The following is a 13,282-nucleotide window of genomic DNA, read 5'->3' as shown; positions in this document are numbered from 1 at the left end:
TTATAGCAGGCGTTTTTTTATGGGCATAAAAAAGGAGGCCATCTGGCCTCCTGTTAATTACTGCTGCGTTCCGTTATTTTGCAACGTCAATAACAGCCCATCACGGCGCATAGCTGCGGCCTCTTCCGGCTTATGCTGCTTGTCCAGCGAATCAGCAAGCCAGGCGTAATCAAATGCGTCCGGACGTTGCTTCAGCGCGGCGCGGAAGGCGAGACTCGCCTCCTGCCACTCGCCGTGTTTCATCAGAGACTGGCCCAGCGTACTCCACAGCAGCGGACGATCGCCCACGGTTTTGATCTGCTGGCGCAGTGCTTTTTCAATTTGTTCCGGATTGTTGGTTTTCAGACGCGGGATGACCATCACCAGGCGGTCATCATACTGTCGCTTGAGACCGTCGAGGAGGATCTCCTGCGCGGTGTCATGGTCGTCACACTCAATCAGATGTTCTGCCATCGCCACCTGAAGAGGAACCTGCTGGCGCGTTTTGCGGCTCTGGTTTTTCCACCAGGTTTTCAGGCCGTCGCTGCCGAGATCGGCGCGCGCCTGATCCATCAGGCCAATCCAGGCCAGACGCTGAAGTTCATCACGATGTTCATCATCGCCCACGTCGGCTTTCGCCATGGAAGGGATAATGTCCAGCAGCGAGCCCCAGGCACCGGTCCGAATATATGCCTGCTCAGCCAGACGCAGCACTTCCGGGTGACGAGGGGTAATTTCCAGCAGACGGTCAACGCCGTGACGGGCGGCATGGTTTTCATTGCGCGCCAGTTGCAGACGAACGCGGGTGATCTCAACCGGAATCGGATCCTTAGTAGAGAGCTCAGATGCGCGTTCAAGATGCTGATTGGCGCGGGCCTCATCGCCACGCTGTTGCGCCGCCTCAGCGGCCAGCAGATAGTTAACAACCGGCTGTTCTGCATGGTCGGCATTTTTCGACATCAGCTTTTCAACCTGCTGATAGTCGCCTTCGGCCAGCTTCAGCAACGCTTGCTCGGTCTGCTTGCGGGCGCGACGGCGCTTACGGCCAACGAACCAGCCGCGCGTATGTACGCCGGTACGGAAAATACGACGCAGGAGCCACTCCACTGCCAGCAGAACGACCACACCCAGGATCAGGATAATCACCAGCCCCGTTACGCTGGTTTCGATATTGTAGTTATCGGTCTGGATCAATACATAACCCTGGTGACCCGCGAGCATCGGCCCCAGTACAATCCCGGCGATCAGCAGGATGAAGAGTAAGAAGACTTTTAGCATCATTACTCTCCTTGCGGCGCGCTTTCAGGCGCTGGCGCGGCGGCAGGTGCTTCAGCCGGACGCTCTGCCGGAACGCCCGGCTGGGCCAGCAGGTTACGCACGCGCGTCTGCATGAGCTTCTCCAGAATCGGCTGGCTTTCCAGCTTGTCCGGCACGTTCATGGTGATGTTTTGCTGGCTCAGCTTGTCGATATCCTCAAGGAACGCGGTCGTGGTTGCGTCATTGGTATCGTAGTAAGCACGTACCCAGGTTGAAACGTTATCCAGCGCCTGTTTGTAGGTCTCTTCCTGGTGACGCGGTACGGCCTGGGCAGCCACCAGCAGGCGGGAACGAATGTTTTCGCGCAGATAGACGTCCTGGTTCGGCGCCAGCAGCGGCACGGCAGTTTCATCGCGGCGGCGAATGGTAATAAAGCTGTCCATAAAGTTCTGCCAGCTCTTTTGCAGGTTGATACGCCATTCGCTCAGGGAGCTGGACAGCTCGGTGCCGTCAGAATCCATCGGGGAGTCATCGTCGTTGTTATCGGCCAGCTGAAGGTTATCAATCTGGTTGGAGAGCTGATTTACCTTAAGGATGATACCATCGTAATCGACCTGAGAAACCGCGGACAGGCTGGCGATATCTTCCGTAATAGCGCGGCGAGCGTTGATGAGGCTCGGATCGTTCATGTCCGCCAGGCTTGCGTCGGCGCTTTTCAGCAGCGCGGCGGCGGTGGTGACATCCTGATCGCTCCAGAGCTTGCGCCCGGCCAGTTTCACCAGAAAATCGGCCTGTGAAAGTAGCCAGGTTTTGGCATCGGTTCCCGAAATTGTGGCGACTTTTTCCTGCACTTCGCTCAGCTGTTTGGTCAACTCTTCACGTTTGCTGTTCGCGTCGGCGAGGGCGGCAGCCTGCTGTTTGATCACGCCTTCCAGCTCAGCTTTTTGCGTCTCCTGCGCTTTCTGTAGGGCAGTGATTTGGTTAACCAGCGCGTCGCTGATGGCCGTCTGGTTGGTGCCTTGTTTCTTCACCAGTCCGTAGAGTCCCACGCCTGCGGCCAGCGCAATCGCGATGGCAATCACGCTCAGCGTGAGGCTGGTTTTGTTGCTGCCGTTTTTCTTCTCAACGGTTGTGTCTGTCGTCTCTGGCTGTGACGTGGTGTCCACAGTCTCCCTGGTCTCTTCAACCACGGCGGAGGATTTTTCGTGTTCCGTCATTATGGCTTCCCATTTGAGAGTTATTGTAATGCGCGCAGCAGCGCATCGTTGTCGGCGTTTTCAGCGATCCGAATATCCTGCCAGCCCAGTTCCCGGGCGTGGTTCGCCAGACGCTCACTGACGACCAGAAGCCGACAGCGGAGTAACCAGTTTTCGCGATACCAAAGCGGAATCAGCGACCAAAGCTGTTGTAACATTTCACCGCTGGTGACCACCAGCGTATTAATACCGCGGGCGTGCCAGCGCATTGCTTCTTCCGCGCCATCATAGTGTTTCGCACAGCGCTGATAACACTCCACAAACGTCACGTCTGCGCCGCGTTCGCGCAGCGTTTCGCCCAGCAGTTCGCGGCCACCGTTGCCGCGCAAAATGAGCGCGCGCTTTCCGGCAATGGTTTGTAATTCAGGTAATTGTAGCAAGACTTCGCTGATTTCCCGATCTAACGGGTAACGAACATCGATTCCGCTCGCGGTATGTAAGGCCAGCGCCGTGGTGCGCCCGATGGCGAAATAGCGGGGGGCGTGAGGCCAGCTAACGGCATGCTGTTGCAGCTGCGCATGGGCAAACTCCACGGCATGCTGCGACAGCGCAAAGAGCAGATCGCCTTCCTGCAAGAGACGCATCTGGTCAGCGAGCTCAGGCAGCTCGCGACCGGGGGAGAATTCAATCAGCGGAAAACTCCAGGCCACCTGCCCCAGTGCGCGCAGACGGCTCACTAACTGCTCTCCTGCGGGAGAAGGGCGGGTGACAAGTATGCTCATGCAGGGGGCTCTCCGTTATAGACCTCAGCCAGAATTTCACGCGCGCCGTTATTCAGCAGCTCTTCCGCCAGCGATACGCCAAGTGCCTCGGCATCTTGCGGCTTGCCGCGACGTTCACCGCGAACCATCTGTGAGCCGTCCGGCGCGCCAACCAGCGCACGCAACCACAGCTCACCGTCAGTTAATTCAGCATAGCTGCCAATTGGCACCTGACAGCCTCCTTCGAGGCGAGTATTCATCGCGCGCTCGGCTTTTACGCGAACGGCGGTATCGTCATGATTCAGCGGCGCGAGCAGTGCCTGAGTGCGCGCATCAACCAGACGACACTCAATGCCGACGGCACCCTGGCCGACGGCGGGCAGCGACAGCTCCGGCGGCAACGCGACGCGAATGCGTTCTTCCAGCCCCAGGCGTTTCAGGCCCGCAACCGCAAGAATAATGGCATCGTAGTCGCCGTTATCCAGCTTGCCAAGGCGTGTGCCGACGTTCCCGCGCAGCGAACGGATCACCAGATCCGGGCGACGTTCAGCCAGCTGACACTGGCGGCGTAAACTTGACGTGCCGACCACGCTGCCTGCCGGCAACGCATCGAGCGAGTCATAGCGATTAGAGACAAACGCATCGCGCGGATCCTCGCGCTCGCAGATGGTCACCAGCCCCAGCCCTTCCGGGAACTCAACGGGCACATCCTTCATCGAATGCACGGCGATATCGGCGCGGTTTTCAAGCAATGCCAGCTCCAGCTCTTTGACAAACAGACCTTTTCCGCCCACTTTAGCCAGCGGCGTATCCAGAATGACATCGCCACGCGTGACCATTGGCACCAGCTCAACGCGTAATCCGGTGTGGCAGGCTTCCAGGCGCTGCTTAACATAATGTGCCTGCCAGAGTGCAAGAGGACTTTGGCGTGTGGCAATTCTCAAAACATTGTCTAACATGCTTGTTACCGTCATTATCAATCGCTAACCATCCTAACATTGTTGACACTCGGATGGCAGTTTTACGGTTGATGAAGAGTGAGAGGGACAGGGCGGCGTACTCGTCAGCCATCGCCGTATTCAGGAATTTACACGTCAAGAACGGTGCTACACTTGTATGTAGCGCATCTTTCTTTACGGTCAACCGGCAAGGTGTTAAATTGATCACGTTTTAGACCATTTTTTCGTCTGTACCACCAGAAAAGCAAAAGGCGAAAAAAGGGTAACGGTTATTTTTTGAAATACTGCGGGTCCGCTGCTTTTTGTGTTCTGACTGGCGTGCGACACCCGGAAACATCAGGCGATACGTCTTGTACCTCTATATTGAGACTCTGAAACAGAGACTGGATGCCATCAATCAATTGCGTGTGGATCGCGCGCTTGCTGCCATGGGCCCTGCTTTCCAGCAGGTATACAGTCTACTGCCAACATTGTTGCACTATCACCATCCGCTGATGCCGGGTTACCTTGATGGTAACGTTCCCCAGGGCATTTGCCTCTTCACGCCTGATGAAACCCAACAGCACTACCTGACTGAACTTGAACTCTACCGTGGTATGCCGCCGCAGGATTCGCCGAAAGGCGAGCTGCCGATTACCGGGGTTTACTCCATGGGCAGCACGTCATCGGTTGGGCAAAGTTGCTCTTCTGACCTGGATATCTGGGTCTGCCATCAGTCCTGGCTCGACAATGAAGAGCGCCAGCTGTTGCAGCGTAAATGCAGCCTGCTGGAGAGCTGGGCGGCGTCGCTCGGCGTGGAAGTGAGCTTCTTCCTGATTGATGAAAATCGTTTCCGCCATAACGAAAGCGGCAGTCTGGGTGGTGAAGACTGCGGCTCGACTCAGCACATCCTGTTGCTGGATGAGTTTTACCGTACTGCCGTTCGCCTGGCCGGGAAACGTATTCTGTGGAATATGGTGCCGTGCGATGAAGAAGAGAATTATGACGACTACGTCATGTCGCTTTACTCGCAGGGCGTTCTGACGCCAAACGAGTGGCTGGATCTGGGCGGCCTGAGCTCCCTGTCCGCCGAAGAGTACTTTGGCGCAAGCCTCTGGCAGCTTTATAAGAGCATTGATTCACCGTACAAAGCGGTGCTGAAAACCCTGCTGCTGGAAGCCTACTCCTGGGAATACCCCACGCCGCGCCTGCTGGCGAAAGATATTAAACAGCGTCTGCACGACGGGGAGATCGTCTCCTACGGGCTTGATGCCTACTGCATGATGCTGGAACGCGTCACCGAATACCTGACAGCCATTGAGGACGCCACGCGTCTTGACCTGGTGCGTCGATGTTTCTATCTCAAAGTCTGTGAAAAACTGAGCCGCGAACGCGCCTGCGTGGGCTGGCGTCGTGAAGTCGTCAGCCAGTTAGTCAAAGAGTGGGGATGGGACGAAGAGCGTCTCGCCATGCTCGACAACCGCGCCAACTGGAAGATCGATCAGGTGCGTGAGGCGCACAACGAACTGCTTGATGCGATGATGCAGAGCTACCGCAACCTGATCCGCTTTGCCCGCCGTAACAACCTTAGCGTTTCTGCCAGCCCACAGGATATCGGGGTGCTGACCCGCAAACTGTACGCCGCGTTTGAAGCGTTGCCGGGCAAGGTAACGCTGGTTAACCCACAGATTTCGCCTGACCTGTCTGAACCGAATCTGACCTTTATCTACGTGCCGCCGGGCCGCGCGAACCGCACCGGGTGGTATCTGTACAACCGTGCGCCAAGCATGGATTCGATCATCAGCCATCAGCCGCTGGAGTATAACCGCTACCTGAACAAGCTGGTGGCCTGGGCCTGGTTTAACGGCCTTCTCACCTCACGTACCCGGTTGTTTATCAAAGGCAACGAGGTGGTCGATTTAGCCAAATTGCAGGAGATGGTGGCGGATGTCTCGCACCACTTCCCGCTGCGTCTGCCTGCGCCGACGCCAAAAGCGCTCTACAGCCCGTGTGAGATTCGCCATCTGGCGATCATCGTCAACCTGGAATACGACCCGACGGCGGCCTTCCGCAATCAGGTGGTTCACTTTGACTTCCGCAAGCTGGACGTCTTTAGCTTTGGCGAGCAGCAAAACTGCCTGGTGGGCAGCGTGGATCTGCTGTACCGCAACTCGTGGAACGAAGTGCGTACCCTACACTTTAACGGCGAGCAGGCGATGATCGAGGCGCTGAAAACGATCCTCGGCAAGATGCACCAGGACGCCGCGCCGCCGGACAGCGTGGAGGTGTTCTGCTACAGCCAGCACCTGCGCGGCCTGATTCGTACCCGCGTTCAGCAACTGGTGTCTGAGTGCATCGAACTGCGTCTCTCCAGCACCCGACAGGAAACCGGGCGCTTTAAAGCGTTGCGCGTCTCCGGCCAGACCTGGGGGCTGTTCTTTGAGCGCCTGAACGTGTCGGTGCAGAAGCTGGAGAACGCCATTGAATTCTACGGCGCGATTTCACACAACAAACTGCATGGCTTGTCGGTTCAGGTGGAAACCAACCACGTTAAGCTGCCGCAGGTGGTGGATGGCTTTGCGAGTGAAGGGATTATTCAGTTCTTCTTCGAAGAGTCGGGCGATAACGCCGGGTTTAACATCTACATTCTGGATGAAACCAACCGTGCCGAGGTGTATCACCACTGCGAAGGCAGCAAAGAGGAGCTGGTGCGCGACGTCAGCCGCTTCTATTCGTCCTCGCACGATCGCTTTACCTACGGCTCAAGCTTTATCAACTTCAACCTGCCGCAGTTCTACCAGATTGTGAATGTGGATGGGCGAGCGCAGGTGATCCCGTTCCGTACGCAGGCGATTACCCCTGCGGCGCCCGCTAACCAGGAAACTGCGCCGCTGTTGCAGCAGTATTTTTCCTGAGGCTTTTCGCCGGGTGGCGCTAACGCTTACCCGGCCTACGGTCCGAGCCGTTGTAGGCCCGGTAAGGCGTAGCCGCCACCGGGCAACGCAACTACCTGAAACTCACTGCCTCGCCCGCCTGCGCCGTCGCCGCCTGTTCCAGCAGATCCCAGAACGTTTCGCCGCTGCGATCGCAGACCCACTCGTCACCTTTCAGATCAAAGTGATAACCGCCCTGTTTCGCCGCCAGCCACACCTGGTGAAGCGGCTCCTGACGGTTAATAATAATCTTGCTGCCGTTTTCGAAGCTTAAGGTCAGGATCCCGCCGTTGATTTCACAATCGATATCGCTGTCGCCGTCCCAGTCGTCGATACGCTCTTCGATGGTCATCCACAGGGTATCGGCAAGGCGATGAAATTCACTGTCGTTCATGGTTTTATTCCTGTTTTTCGTGATGGCGGCAGTATAACGCTAAATAATTCCCGTTGCAGGAAAGCCGCAAACTCTTGCTTTTGTGTCTTCTCCTGCGATGATAGAAACAGATTTGAACTTACGGGCAACCTCTACATGAAAAACGTCTTCCGAACGCTTGTCGTTCTTGTCACTCTGTTTAGCCTGACCGGCTGTGGACTGAAGGGACCACTGTACTTCCCGCCAGAGGATAAAAACGCACCACCGCCGACAAAACCGGTGCAAAGTGGTATCGAGTCATCTACGCCGGATACCAACGATCGCGGCAATAACGGCGGCCCGACTCAGGTCAATCTTTGACAATTACGTTCTGTACCCGCGCAATGGAGCAAATGATGCAGTTCTCTAAAATGCATGGCCTTGGCAACGACTTTATGGTCGTCGACGCGGTAACGCAGAATGTCTTTTTCTCCCCGGAACTGATCCGTCGTCTGGCGGATCGACACGTGGGCGTGGGGTTTGACCAGCTGCTGGTGGTGGAGCCGCCTTACGATCCTGACCTGGACTTTCACTACCGCATTTTTAACGCCGACGGCAGCGAAGTTTCCCAGTGCGGCAACGGCGCGCGCTGTTTTGCCCGCTTTGTTCGGCTGAAAGGGCTGACCAACAAGCGCGATATCCGCGTCAGCACCGCCAACGGCCGGATGGTGCTCAGCGTCACCGACGACGAACTGGTGCGCGTGAACATGGGCGAGCCAAACTTCGACCCCTCTGCCGTGCCGTTTCGCGCCAACAAAGCGGAAAAGACCTATATTATGCGTGCCGCCGAGCAGACAGTATTGTGCGGCGTCGTCTCGATGGGTAACCCGCACTGCGTGATTCAGGTGGATGATGTGCAAACCGCGGCGGTTGCAACGCTCGGCCCGGTGCTGGAAAGCCACGAGCGCTTCCCGGAGCGGGCGAACATCGGTTTCATGCAGGTGGTGAAGCGTGAACACATTCGCCTGCGGGTTTACGAGCGCGGCGCGGGCGAAACCCAGGCCTGCGGAAGCGGTGCCTGTGCGGCGGTGGCCGTCGGTATCTCACAGGGGTTACTGGCAGAAGAGGTTCGCGTGGAATTACCGGGCGGACGTCTTGATATCGCCTGGAAAGGAGCGGGTCATCCACTGTACATGACTGGCCCGGCGACACATGTTTATGACGGGTTTATCCATCTATGAAGCAACCAGGGGAAGAACTGCGGGAACCTGTAACGGAGCTGGACGACAGCGCTGTTGTGGATTACCTGCTGCACAATCCTGAGTTTTTTATCCGCAATGCACGCGTCGTCGAACGGATGCGCGTGCCGCATCCGGTTCGCGAGACCGTGTCGCTGGTTGAATGGCACATGGCGCGCTCGCGCAACCACATCAATCAGCTCGAAGAGAACATGACGCTGCTGATGGAGCAGGCCAGCAATAACGAAAGCCTGTTCTACCGTCTACTGCACCTTCAGGCGCGTCTGGCTTCCGCGCACAGTCTCGAAGAGTTCCTCAACCGCTTCCACCGCTGGGCGCGCGATCTGGGGCTGGCAGGCGCGACGATCCGTCTCTTCCCTGACCGCTGGCGCATTGGCGCGCCGTCCGGGTTTACCCATCTGGCGCTGAGCCGTCAGGCGTTTGAGCCGCTGCGTATTCAGCGTCTGGGCCATGAGCACCACTATCTGGGGCCGCTTAACGGGCCAGAACTGCTGGTGGTGCTGCCGGAAGCCAAAGCTATCGGCTCGGTGGCGATGTCGCTGATGGGGCGCGATGGTGACCTGGGCGTGATGTTATTTACCAGCCGCGACGCGCATCATTATGAACAGGGGCAGGGCACGCAACTGTTGCAGGAGATCGCCCTGATGCTGCCTGAGCTGCTGGAGCGCTGGATTGAACGCGTATGACGGACGGACTGCTCGCCACTGACGTCACCCGCTTTCTGCGCTATCTGGGCGTGGAACGCCAGCTCAGCCCTATTACGCTGCTCAACTATCAGCGTCAGCTTGATGCCATCATGCAGATTGCCGATGAAATCGGCCTGAAAAGCTGGCAACAATGTGACGCCGCCACGGTACGCGGGTTCGTCGTGCGTAGCCGTAAAAAAAATCTCAGCCCGGCGAGCCTGGCGCTCCGGCTCTCTGCCCTGCGCAGTTTCTTCGACTGGCTGGTCAGTCAGGGCGGTCTGAAAGCCAACCCGGCAAAAGGGATCGCCACGCCGAAAGCCCCGCGTCATCTGCCGAAAAATATCGACGTCGACGACGTAAACCGCCTGCTGGATATCGATCTTAACGATCCGCTGGCCGTGCGCGACCGCGCGATGCTGGAGGTGATGTACGGCGCGGGCCTGCGTCTCTCTGAGCTGGTGAACCTCGACTTAAAGCACCTCGATCTGGAATCCGGCGAGGTGTGGGTAATGGGCAAGGGCAGCAAAGAGCGCCGCCTGCCGATCGGCCGCAATGCGGTCTCCTGGATTGAGCACTGGCTGGACCTTCGCGGGCTGTTTGGCGCCGACGAAGATGCGCTGTTCCTGTCGAAACTCGGCAAGCGGATCTCGGCGCGTAACGTGCAGAAGCGCTTTGCGGAGTGGGGCATTAAGCAGGGGCTGAACAGCCACGTTCACCCCCACAAGCTGCGCCACTCCTTTGCGACGCACATGCTGGAATCAAGCGGCGACCTGCGCGGTGTACAGGAGCTGCTTGGTCACGCGAATCTGTCGACCACCCAAATCTATACCCACTTAGACTTCCAACACCTTGCCTCGGTGTATGACGCGGCGCATCCACGCGCCAAACGGGGGAAATAATGCGTTTTTACCGCCCACTCGGTCAGATATCAGCCCTGACGTTTGACCTTGATGACACTCTTTACGATAACCGCCCGGTGATCCTGCGTACCGAGCAGGAGTCGCTGGCGTTTGTGCAGAACTACCATCCTGCGCTGAAAGCGATGCAGAACAAAGACTTCCAGAAGCTGCGTCAGTCCCTGCGGGAAACCGAACCGGAGATTTACCACGACGTGACCGAATGGCGCCGCCGTGCGGTTGAGCAGGCGATGCTCAACGCCGGCCTGAGCGCGCAGGACGCGGCCACGGGTGCCGAAGCGGCCATGGAAAACTTCGCCAAATGGCGCAGTCGGATCGACGTGCCGCAGGAGACCCACGACACGCTGGCGAAGCTCGCCGAAAAGTGGCCGCTGGTGGCCATCACCAACGGCAACGCTCAGCCTGAACTGTTTGGTCTGGGGAACTATTTTCAGTTCGTGCTGCGCGCGGGCCCGCACGGACGCTCGAAGCCGTTCAACGATATGTATCATCTGGCAGCGGAAAAACTGGATTTGCCGCTCGGTGAGATCCTGCACGTGGGCGACGACCTGACCACGGACGTCGCCGGGGCGATCCGCTGCGGCATGCAGGCCTGCTGGATCAAGCCGGAAAATGCCGATCTGATGACTACCCCGGATAGCCGTCTTCTGCCGCACGTGGAAATTTCACGGTTGGCATCCCTCACGACGCTGATATAATCATCAATTGTTCTGTATAAATTAACAGGGTTTTGGCGAATGGAAACATTTGCCTGCCCGACATGACGTGACGGTGCCAATGGACGTTTCTTACCTGCTCGACAGCCTTAATGATAAACAGCGTGACGCGGTTGCCGCCTCGCGTACGAACCTGCTGGTACTGGCTGGAGCGGGCAGTGGTAAGACGCGCGTGCTGGTTCACCGTATCGCCTGGCTACAGAGCGTGGAGAACTGCTCGCCGTACTCGATTATGGCCGTGACGTTCACCAACAAGGCGGCGGCGGAGATGCGCCACCGTATCGCGCAGCTGATGGGCACCAGCCAGGGCGGCATGTGGGTTGGCACCTTCCACGGCCTGGCGCACCGTCTGCTGCGCGCGCACCATATGGACGCTAACCTGCCGCAGGATTTCCAGATCCTCGACAGCGAAGATCAGCTGCGCTTGCTGAAACGCCTGATCAAGGCGATGAACCTCGATGAGAAGCAGTGGCCGCCGCGTCAGGCGATGTGGTACATCAACGGTCAGAAAGACGAAGGGCTGCGTCCGCATCATATCCAGAGCTTCGGTAACCCGGTCGAGCAGACCTGGCAGAACGTCTACAAGGCCTATCAGGAAGCGTGCGATCGCGCCGGTCTGGTGGATTTCGCCGAGTTGCTGCTGCGCGCCCACGAGCTGTGGCTGAACAAACCGCATATCCTGCAACACTACCGTGAACGCTTTACCAACATCCTGGTGGACGAATTCCAGGATACCAACAACATCCAGTACGCCTGGATCCGCCTGCTGGCCGGGGATACCGGCAAGGTGATGATCGTAGGCGATGACGATCAGTCTATCTACGGCTGGCGCGGCGCGCAGGTGGAGAACATCCAGCGCTTCCTCAACGATTTCCCCGGCGCGCAAACCATCCGTCTGGAGCAGAACTACCGTTCTACCAGCAACATTCTGAGCGCGGCCAACGCCCTGATTGAGAACAACAACGGGCGCCTGGGTAAAAAGCTGTGGACCGATGGCGTCGACGGCGAACCGATTTCGATTTACTGCGCCTTCAACGAGCTCGACGAAGCCCGCTTCGTGGTGAACCGCATTAAAACCTGGCAGGAGAACGGCGGCGCGCTGGAGCAGTGTGCCATTCTCTATCGCAGCAACGCCCAGTCGCGCGTGCTGGAAGAGGCGCTGTTGCAGGTGAGCATGCCGTACCGCATTTATGGCGGTATGCGCTTCTTCGAACGTCAGGAGATCAAAGATGCGCTCTCGTATTTGCGTCTGATTGCCAACCGTAACGACGATGCGGCGTTTGAGCGCGTGGTGAACACGCCGACGCGCGGCATCGGCGATCGTACGCTGGACGTGGTGCGTCAGGCCTCGCGCGATCGTCAGCTCACGTTGTGGCAGGCGTGCCGCGAGCTGTTACAGGAAAAAGCCCTTGCCGGGCGCGCCGCCAGCGCATTGCAGCGCTTCCTGGAGTTAATCGACGCGCTGGCGCAGGAAACGGCCGACATGCCGCTGCACGTCCAGACCGACCGGGTGATCAAAGATTCCGGCTTGCGCACCATGTACGAGCAGGAAAAAGGCGAGAAGGGCCAGACCCGTATTGAGAACTTAGAGGAACTGGTGACGGCAACGCGCCAGTTCAGCTACAACGAAGAAGACGAAGACCTGATGCCGTTGCAGGCATTCCTCTCTCACGCCGCGCTGGAAGCGGGGGAAGGGCAGGCCGATACCTGGCAGGATGCGGTTCAGCTGATGACCCTGCACTCCGCGAAGGGTCTGGAGTTTCCGCAGGTGTTCATCGTCGGGATGGAAGAGGGGATGTTCCCGAGCCAGATGTCGCTGGATGAAGGCGGGCGTCTGGAAGAGGAGCGTCGTCTGGCCTACGTGGGCGTGACCCGTGCGATGCAGAAACTGACCCTGACCTACGCGGAAACTCGCCGCCTGTACGGGAAAGAGGTGTATCACCGTCCGTCGCGCTTTATCGGCGAACTGCCGGAAGAGTGTGTGGAAGAGGTGCGCCTGCGCGCCAGCATCAGCCGTCCGGTCAGCCATCAGCGTATGGGCTCGCCGATCTCTGAAACCGACACCGGTTACAAGCTGGGCCAGCGCGTGCGCCACTCGAAGTTTGGCGAAGGCACCATCGTCAACCTGGAAGGCAGCGGCGAGCACAGCCGTTTGCAGGTAGCGTTCCAGGGGCAGGGGATCAAATGGCTGGTGGCAGCCTATGCCAAGCTGGAAAGTGTGTAACTTTCAGAAAAATATCACTATTTTGTAATAATCTGCTAGCCTTATACGTTGAAGGTCAATTAAT

At 58.0% G+C, this 13,282-nt stretch carries 12 protein-coding genes; 7 read left to right on the top strand and 5 right to left on the bottom strand.

Annotated elements, in window-relative coordinates; translation table 11 throughout:
- Positions 1-57: 57 nt before the first annotated feature.
- The 4 genes from hemY to hemC are packed head-to-tail and all read right to left on the bottom strand — an operon-like array spanning position 58 to position 4,152.
- Positions 58-1,257, bottom strand: coding sequence for a protoheme IX biogenesis protein HemY (gene hemY, locus ACOTWU_RS17995; RefSeq protein ID WP_026080629.1), 1,200 nt, complete (start codon positions 1,255-1,257; stop codon positions 58-60).
- 2 nt (positions 1,258-1,259) lie between these two features.
- Entirely contained in the window at positions 1,260-2,453 is a 1,194-nt protein-coding gene (gene hemX, locus ACOTWU_RS17990) for a uroporphyrinogen-III C-methyltransferase (RefSeq protein WP_040117067.1), read from the bottom strand.
- Between the two features lie 20 nt (positions 2,454-2,473).
- Complete coding sequence (hemD, locus tag ACOTWU_RS17985; RefSeq protein WP_017383593.1) at positions 2,474-3,214, bottom strand: uroporphyrinogen-III synthase; 741 nt, start codon at positions 3,212-3,214, stop codon at positions 2,474-2,476.
- Positions 3,211-4,152 carry a hydroxymethylbilane synthase gene (gene hemC, locus ACOTWU_RS17980; RefSeq protein ID WP_017383592.1) on the bottom strand — a complete coding sequence of 314 codons (942 nt, stop codon included), beginning with the start codon at positions 4,150-4,152 and terminating at the stop codon, positions 3,211-3,213. The genes hemD and hemC overlap by 4 nt, the downstream gene beginning before the upstream one ends.
- A 350-nt stretch (positions 4,153-4,502) precedes the next feature.
- Here hemC and cyaA point away from each other — a divergent pair, with 350 nt between their 5' ends.
- Positions 4,503-7,046 carry a class I adenylate cyclase gene (gene cyaA / locus ACOTWU_RS17975; RefSeq protein WP_017383591.1) on the top strand — a complete coding sequence of 848 codons (2,544 nt, stop codon included), beginning with the start codon at positions 4,503-4,505 and terminating at the stop codon, positions 7,044-7,046.
- A 91-nt stretch (positions 7,047-7,137) separates the two neighbouring features.
- Here cyaA and cyaY read toward each other — a convergent pair whose 3' ends face one another.
- Positions 7,138-7,458, bottom strand: coding sequence for an iron donor protein CyaY (gene cyaY / locus ACOTWU_RS17970; RefSeq protein ID WP_006812374.1), 321 nt, complete (start codon positions 7,456-7,458; stop codon positions 7,138-7,140).
- 135 nt (positions 7,459-7,593) lie between these two features.
- Here cyaY and lptM point away from each other — a divergent pair, with 135 nt between their 5' ends.
- The 6 genes from lptM to uvrD all read left to right on the top strand — a co-directional run bounded on the left by lptM (position 7,594) and on the right by uvrD (position 13,218).
- A complete protein-coding gene (gene lptM / locus ACOTWU_RS17965) occupies positions 7,594-7,797 on the top strand; it encodes an LPS translocon maturation chaperone LptM (RefSeq protein WP_003860815.1) in 204 nt (67 codons plus the stop codon).
- Between the two features lie 35 nt (positions 7,798-7,832).
- Positions 7,833-8,657 carry a diaminopimelate epimerase gene (dapF, locus tag ACOTWU_RS17960; protein WP_040117068.1) on the top strand — a complete coding sequence of 275 codons (825 nt, stop codon included), beginning with the start codon at positions 7,833-7,835 and terminating at the stop codon, positions 8,655-8,657.
- Positions 8,654-9,361: a DUF484 domain-containing protein gene (locus tag ACOTWU_RS17955; RefSeq protein ID WP_032672141.1), complete on the top strand. Its 708-nt coding sequence runs from the start codon at positions 8,654-8,656 to the stop codon at positions 9,359-9,361. Before dapF ends, ACOTWU_RS17955 begins: the two co-directional genes overlap by 4 nt.
- Positions 9,358-10,260 (top strand): tyrosine recombinase XerC, encoded by a 903-nt coding sequence (xerC, locus tag ACOTWU_RS17950; RefSeq protein ID WP_022650173.1) that lies wholly within the window; start codon positions 9,358-9,360, stop codon positions 10,258-10,260. The genes ACOTWU_RS17955 and xerC overlap by 4 nt, the downstream gene beginning before the upstream one ends.
- The gene (gene yigB / locus ACOTWU_RS17945) at positions 10,260-10,976 is read left to right on the top strand and encodes a 5-amino-6-(5-phospho-D-ribitylamino)uracil phosphatase YigB (protein WP_015570005.1); all 717 of its coding nucleotides are present in this window, start codon (positions 10,260-10,262) and stop codon (positions 10,974-10,976) included. Before xerC ends, yigB begins: the two co-directional genes overlap by 1 nt.
- A 79-nt stretch (positions 10,977-11,055) precedes the next feature.
- Positions 11,056-13,218, top strand: coding sequence for a DNA helicase II (uvrD, locus tag ACOTWU_RS17940; RefSeq protein WP_017383586.1), 2,163 nt, complete (start codon positions 11,056-11,058; stop codon positions 13,216-13,218).
- Positions 13,219-13,282: the final 64 nt, after the last annotated feature.

The organism is Enterobacter cloacae complex sp. GYL001 (assembly GCF_049237125.1).
GTDB classification, from domain to species: Bacteria; Pseudomonadota; Gammaproteobacteria; order Enterobacterales; family Enterobacteriaceae; genus Enterobacter; species Enterobacter hormaechei_C.
Note: the sequence above shows the minus strand (reverse complement) of the source record. Positions and strands in the feature narration are given on the sequence as shown.

Excerpts from the sequence above, each read along its gene's own strand:
- cyaY (WP_006812374.1), bottom strand. The coding sequence starts at position 7,458 with ATGAACGACAGTGAATTTCATCGCCTTGCCGATACCCTGTGGATGACC.
- xerC (WP_022650173.1), top strand. The coding sequence starts at position 9,358 with ATGACGGACGGACTGCTCGCCACTGACGTCACCCGCTTTCTGCGCTAT.
- dapF (WP_040117068.1), top strand. The coding sequence starts at position 7,833 with ATGCAGTTCTCTAAAATGCATGGCCTTGGCAACGACTTTATGGTCGTC.
- yigB (WP_015570005.1), top strand. The coding sequence starts at position 10,260 with ATGCGTTTTTACCGCCCACTCGGTCAGATATCAGCCCTGACGTTTGAC.
- uvrD (WP_017383586.1), top strand. The coding sequence starts at position 11,056 with ATGGACGTTTCTTACCTGCTCGACAGCCTTAATGATAAACAGCGTGAC.
- hemX (WP_040117067.1), bottom strand. The coding sequence starts at position 2,453 with ATGACGGAACACGAAAAATCCTCCGCCGTGGTTGAAGAGACCAGGGAG.
- ACOTWU_RS17955 (WP_032672141.1), top strand. The coding sequence starts at position 8,654 with ATGAAGCAACCAGGGGAAGAACTGCGGGAACCTGTAACGGAGCTGGAC.
- hemD (WP_017383593.1), bottom strand. The coding sequence starts at position 3,214 with ATGAGCATACTTGTCACCCGCCCTTCTCCCGCAGGAGAGCAGTTAGTG.
- hemC (WP_017383592.1), bottom strand. The coding sequence starts at position 4,152 with ATGTTAGACAATGTTTTGAGAATTGCCACACGCCAAAGTCCTCTTGCA.
- lptM (WP_003860815.1), top strand. The coding sequence starts at position 7,594 with ATGAAAAACGTCTTCCGAACGCTTGTCGTTCTTGTCACTCTGTTTAGC.
- hemY (WP_026080629.1), bottom strand. The coding sequence starts at position 1,257 with ATGCTAAAAGTCTTCTTACTCTTCATCCTGCTGATCGCCGGGATTGTA.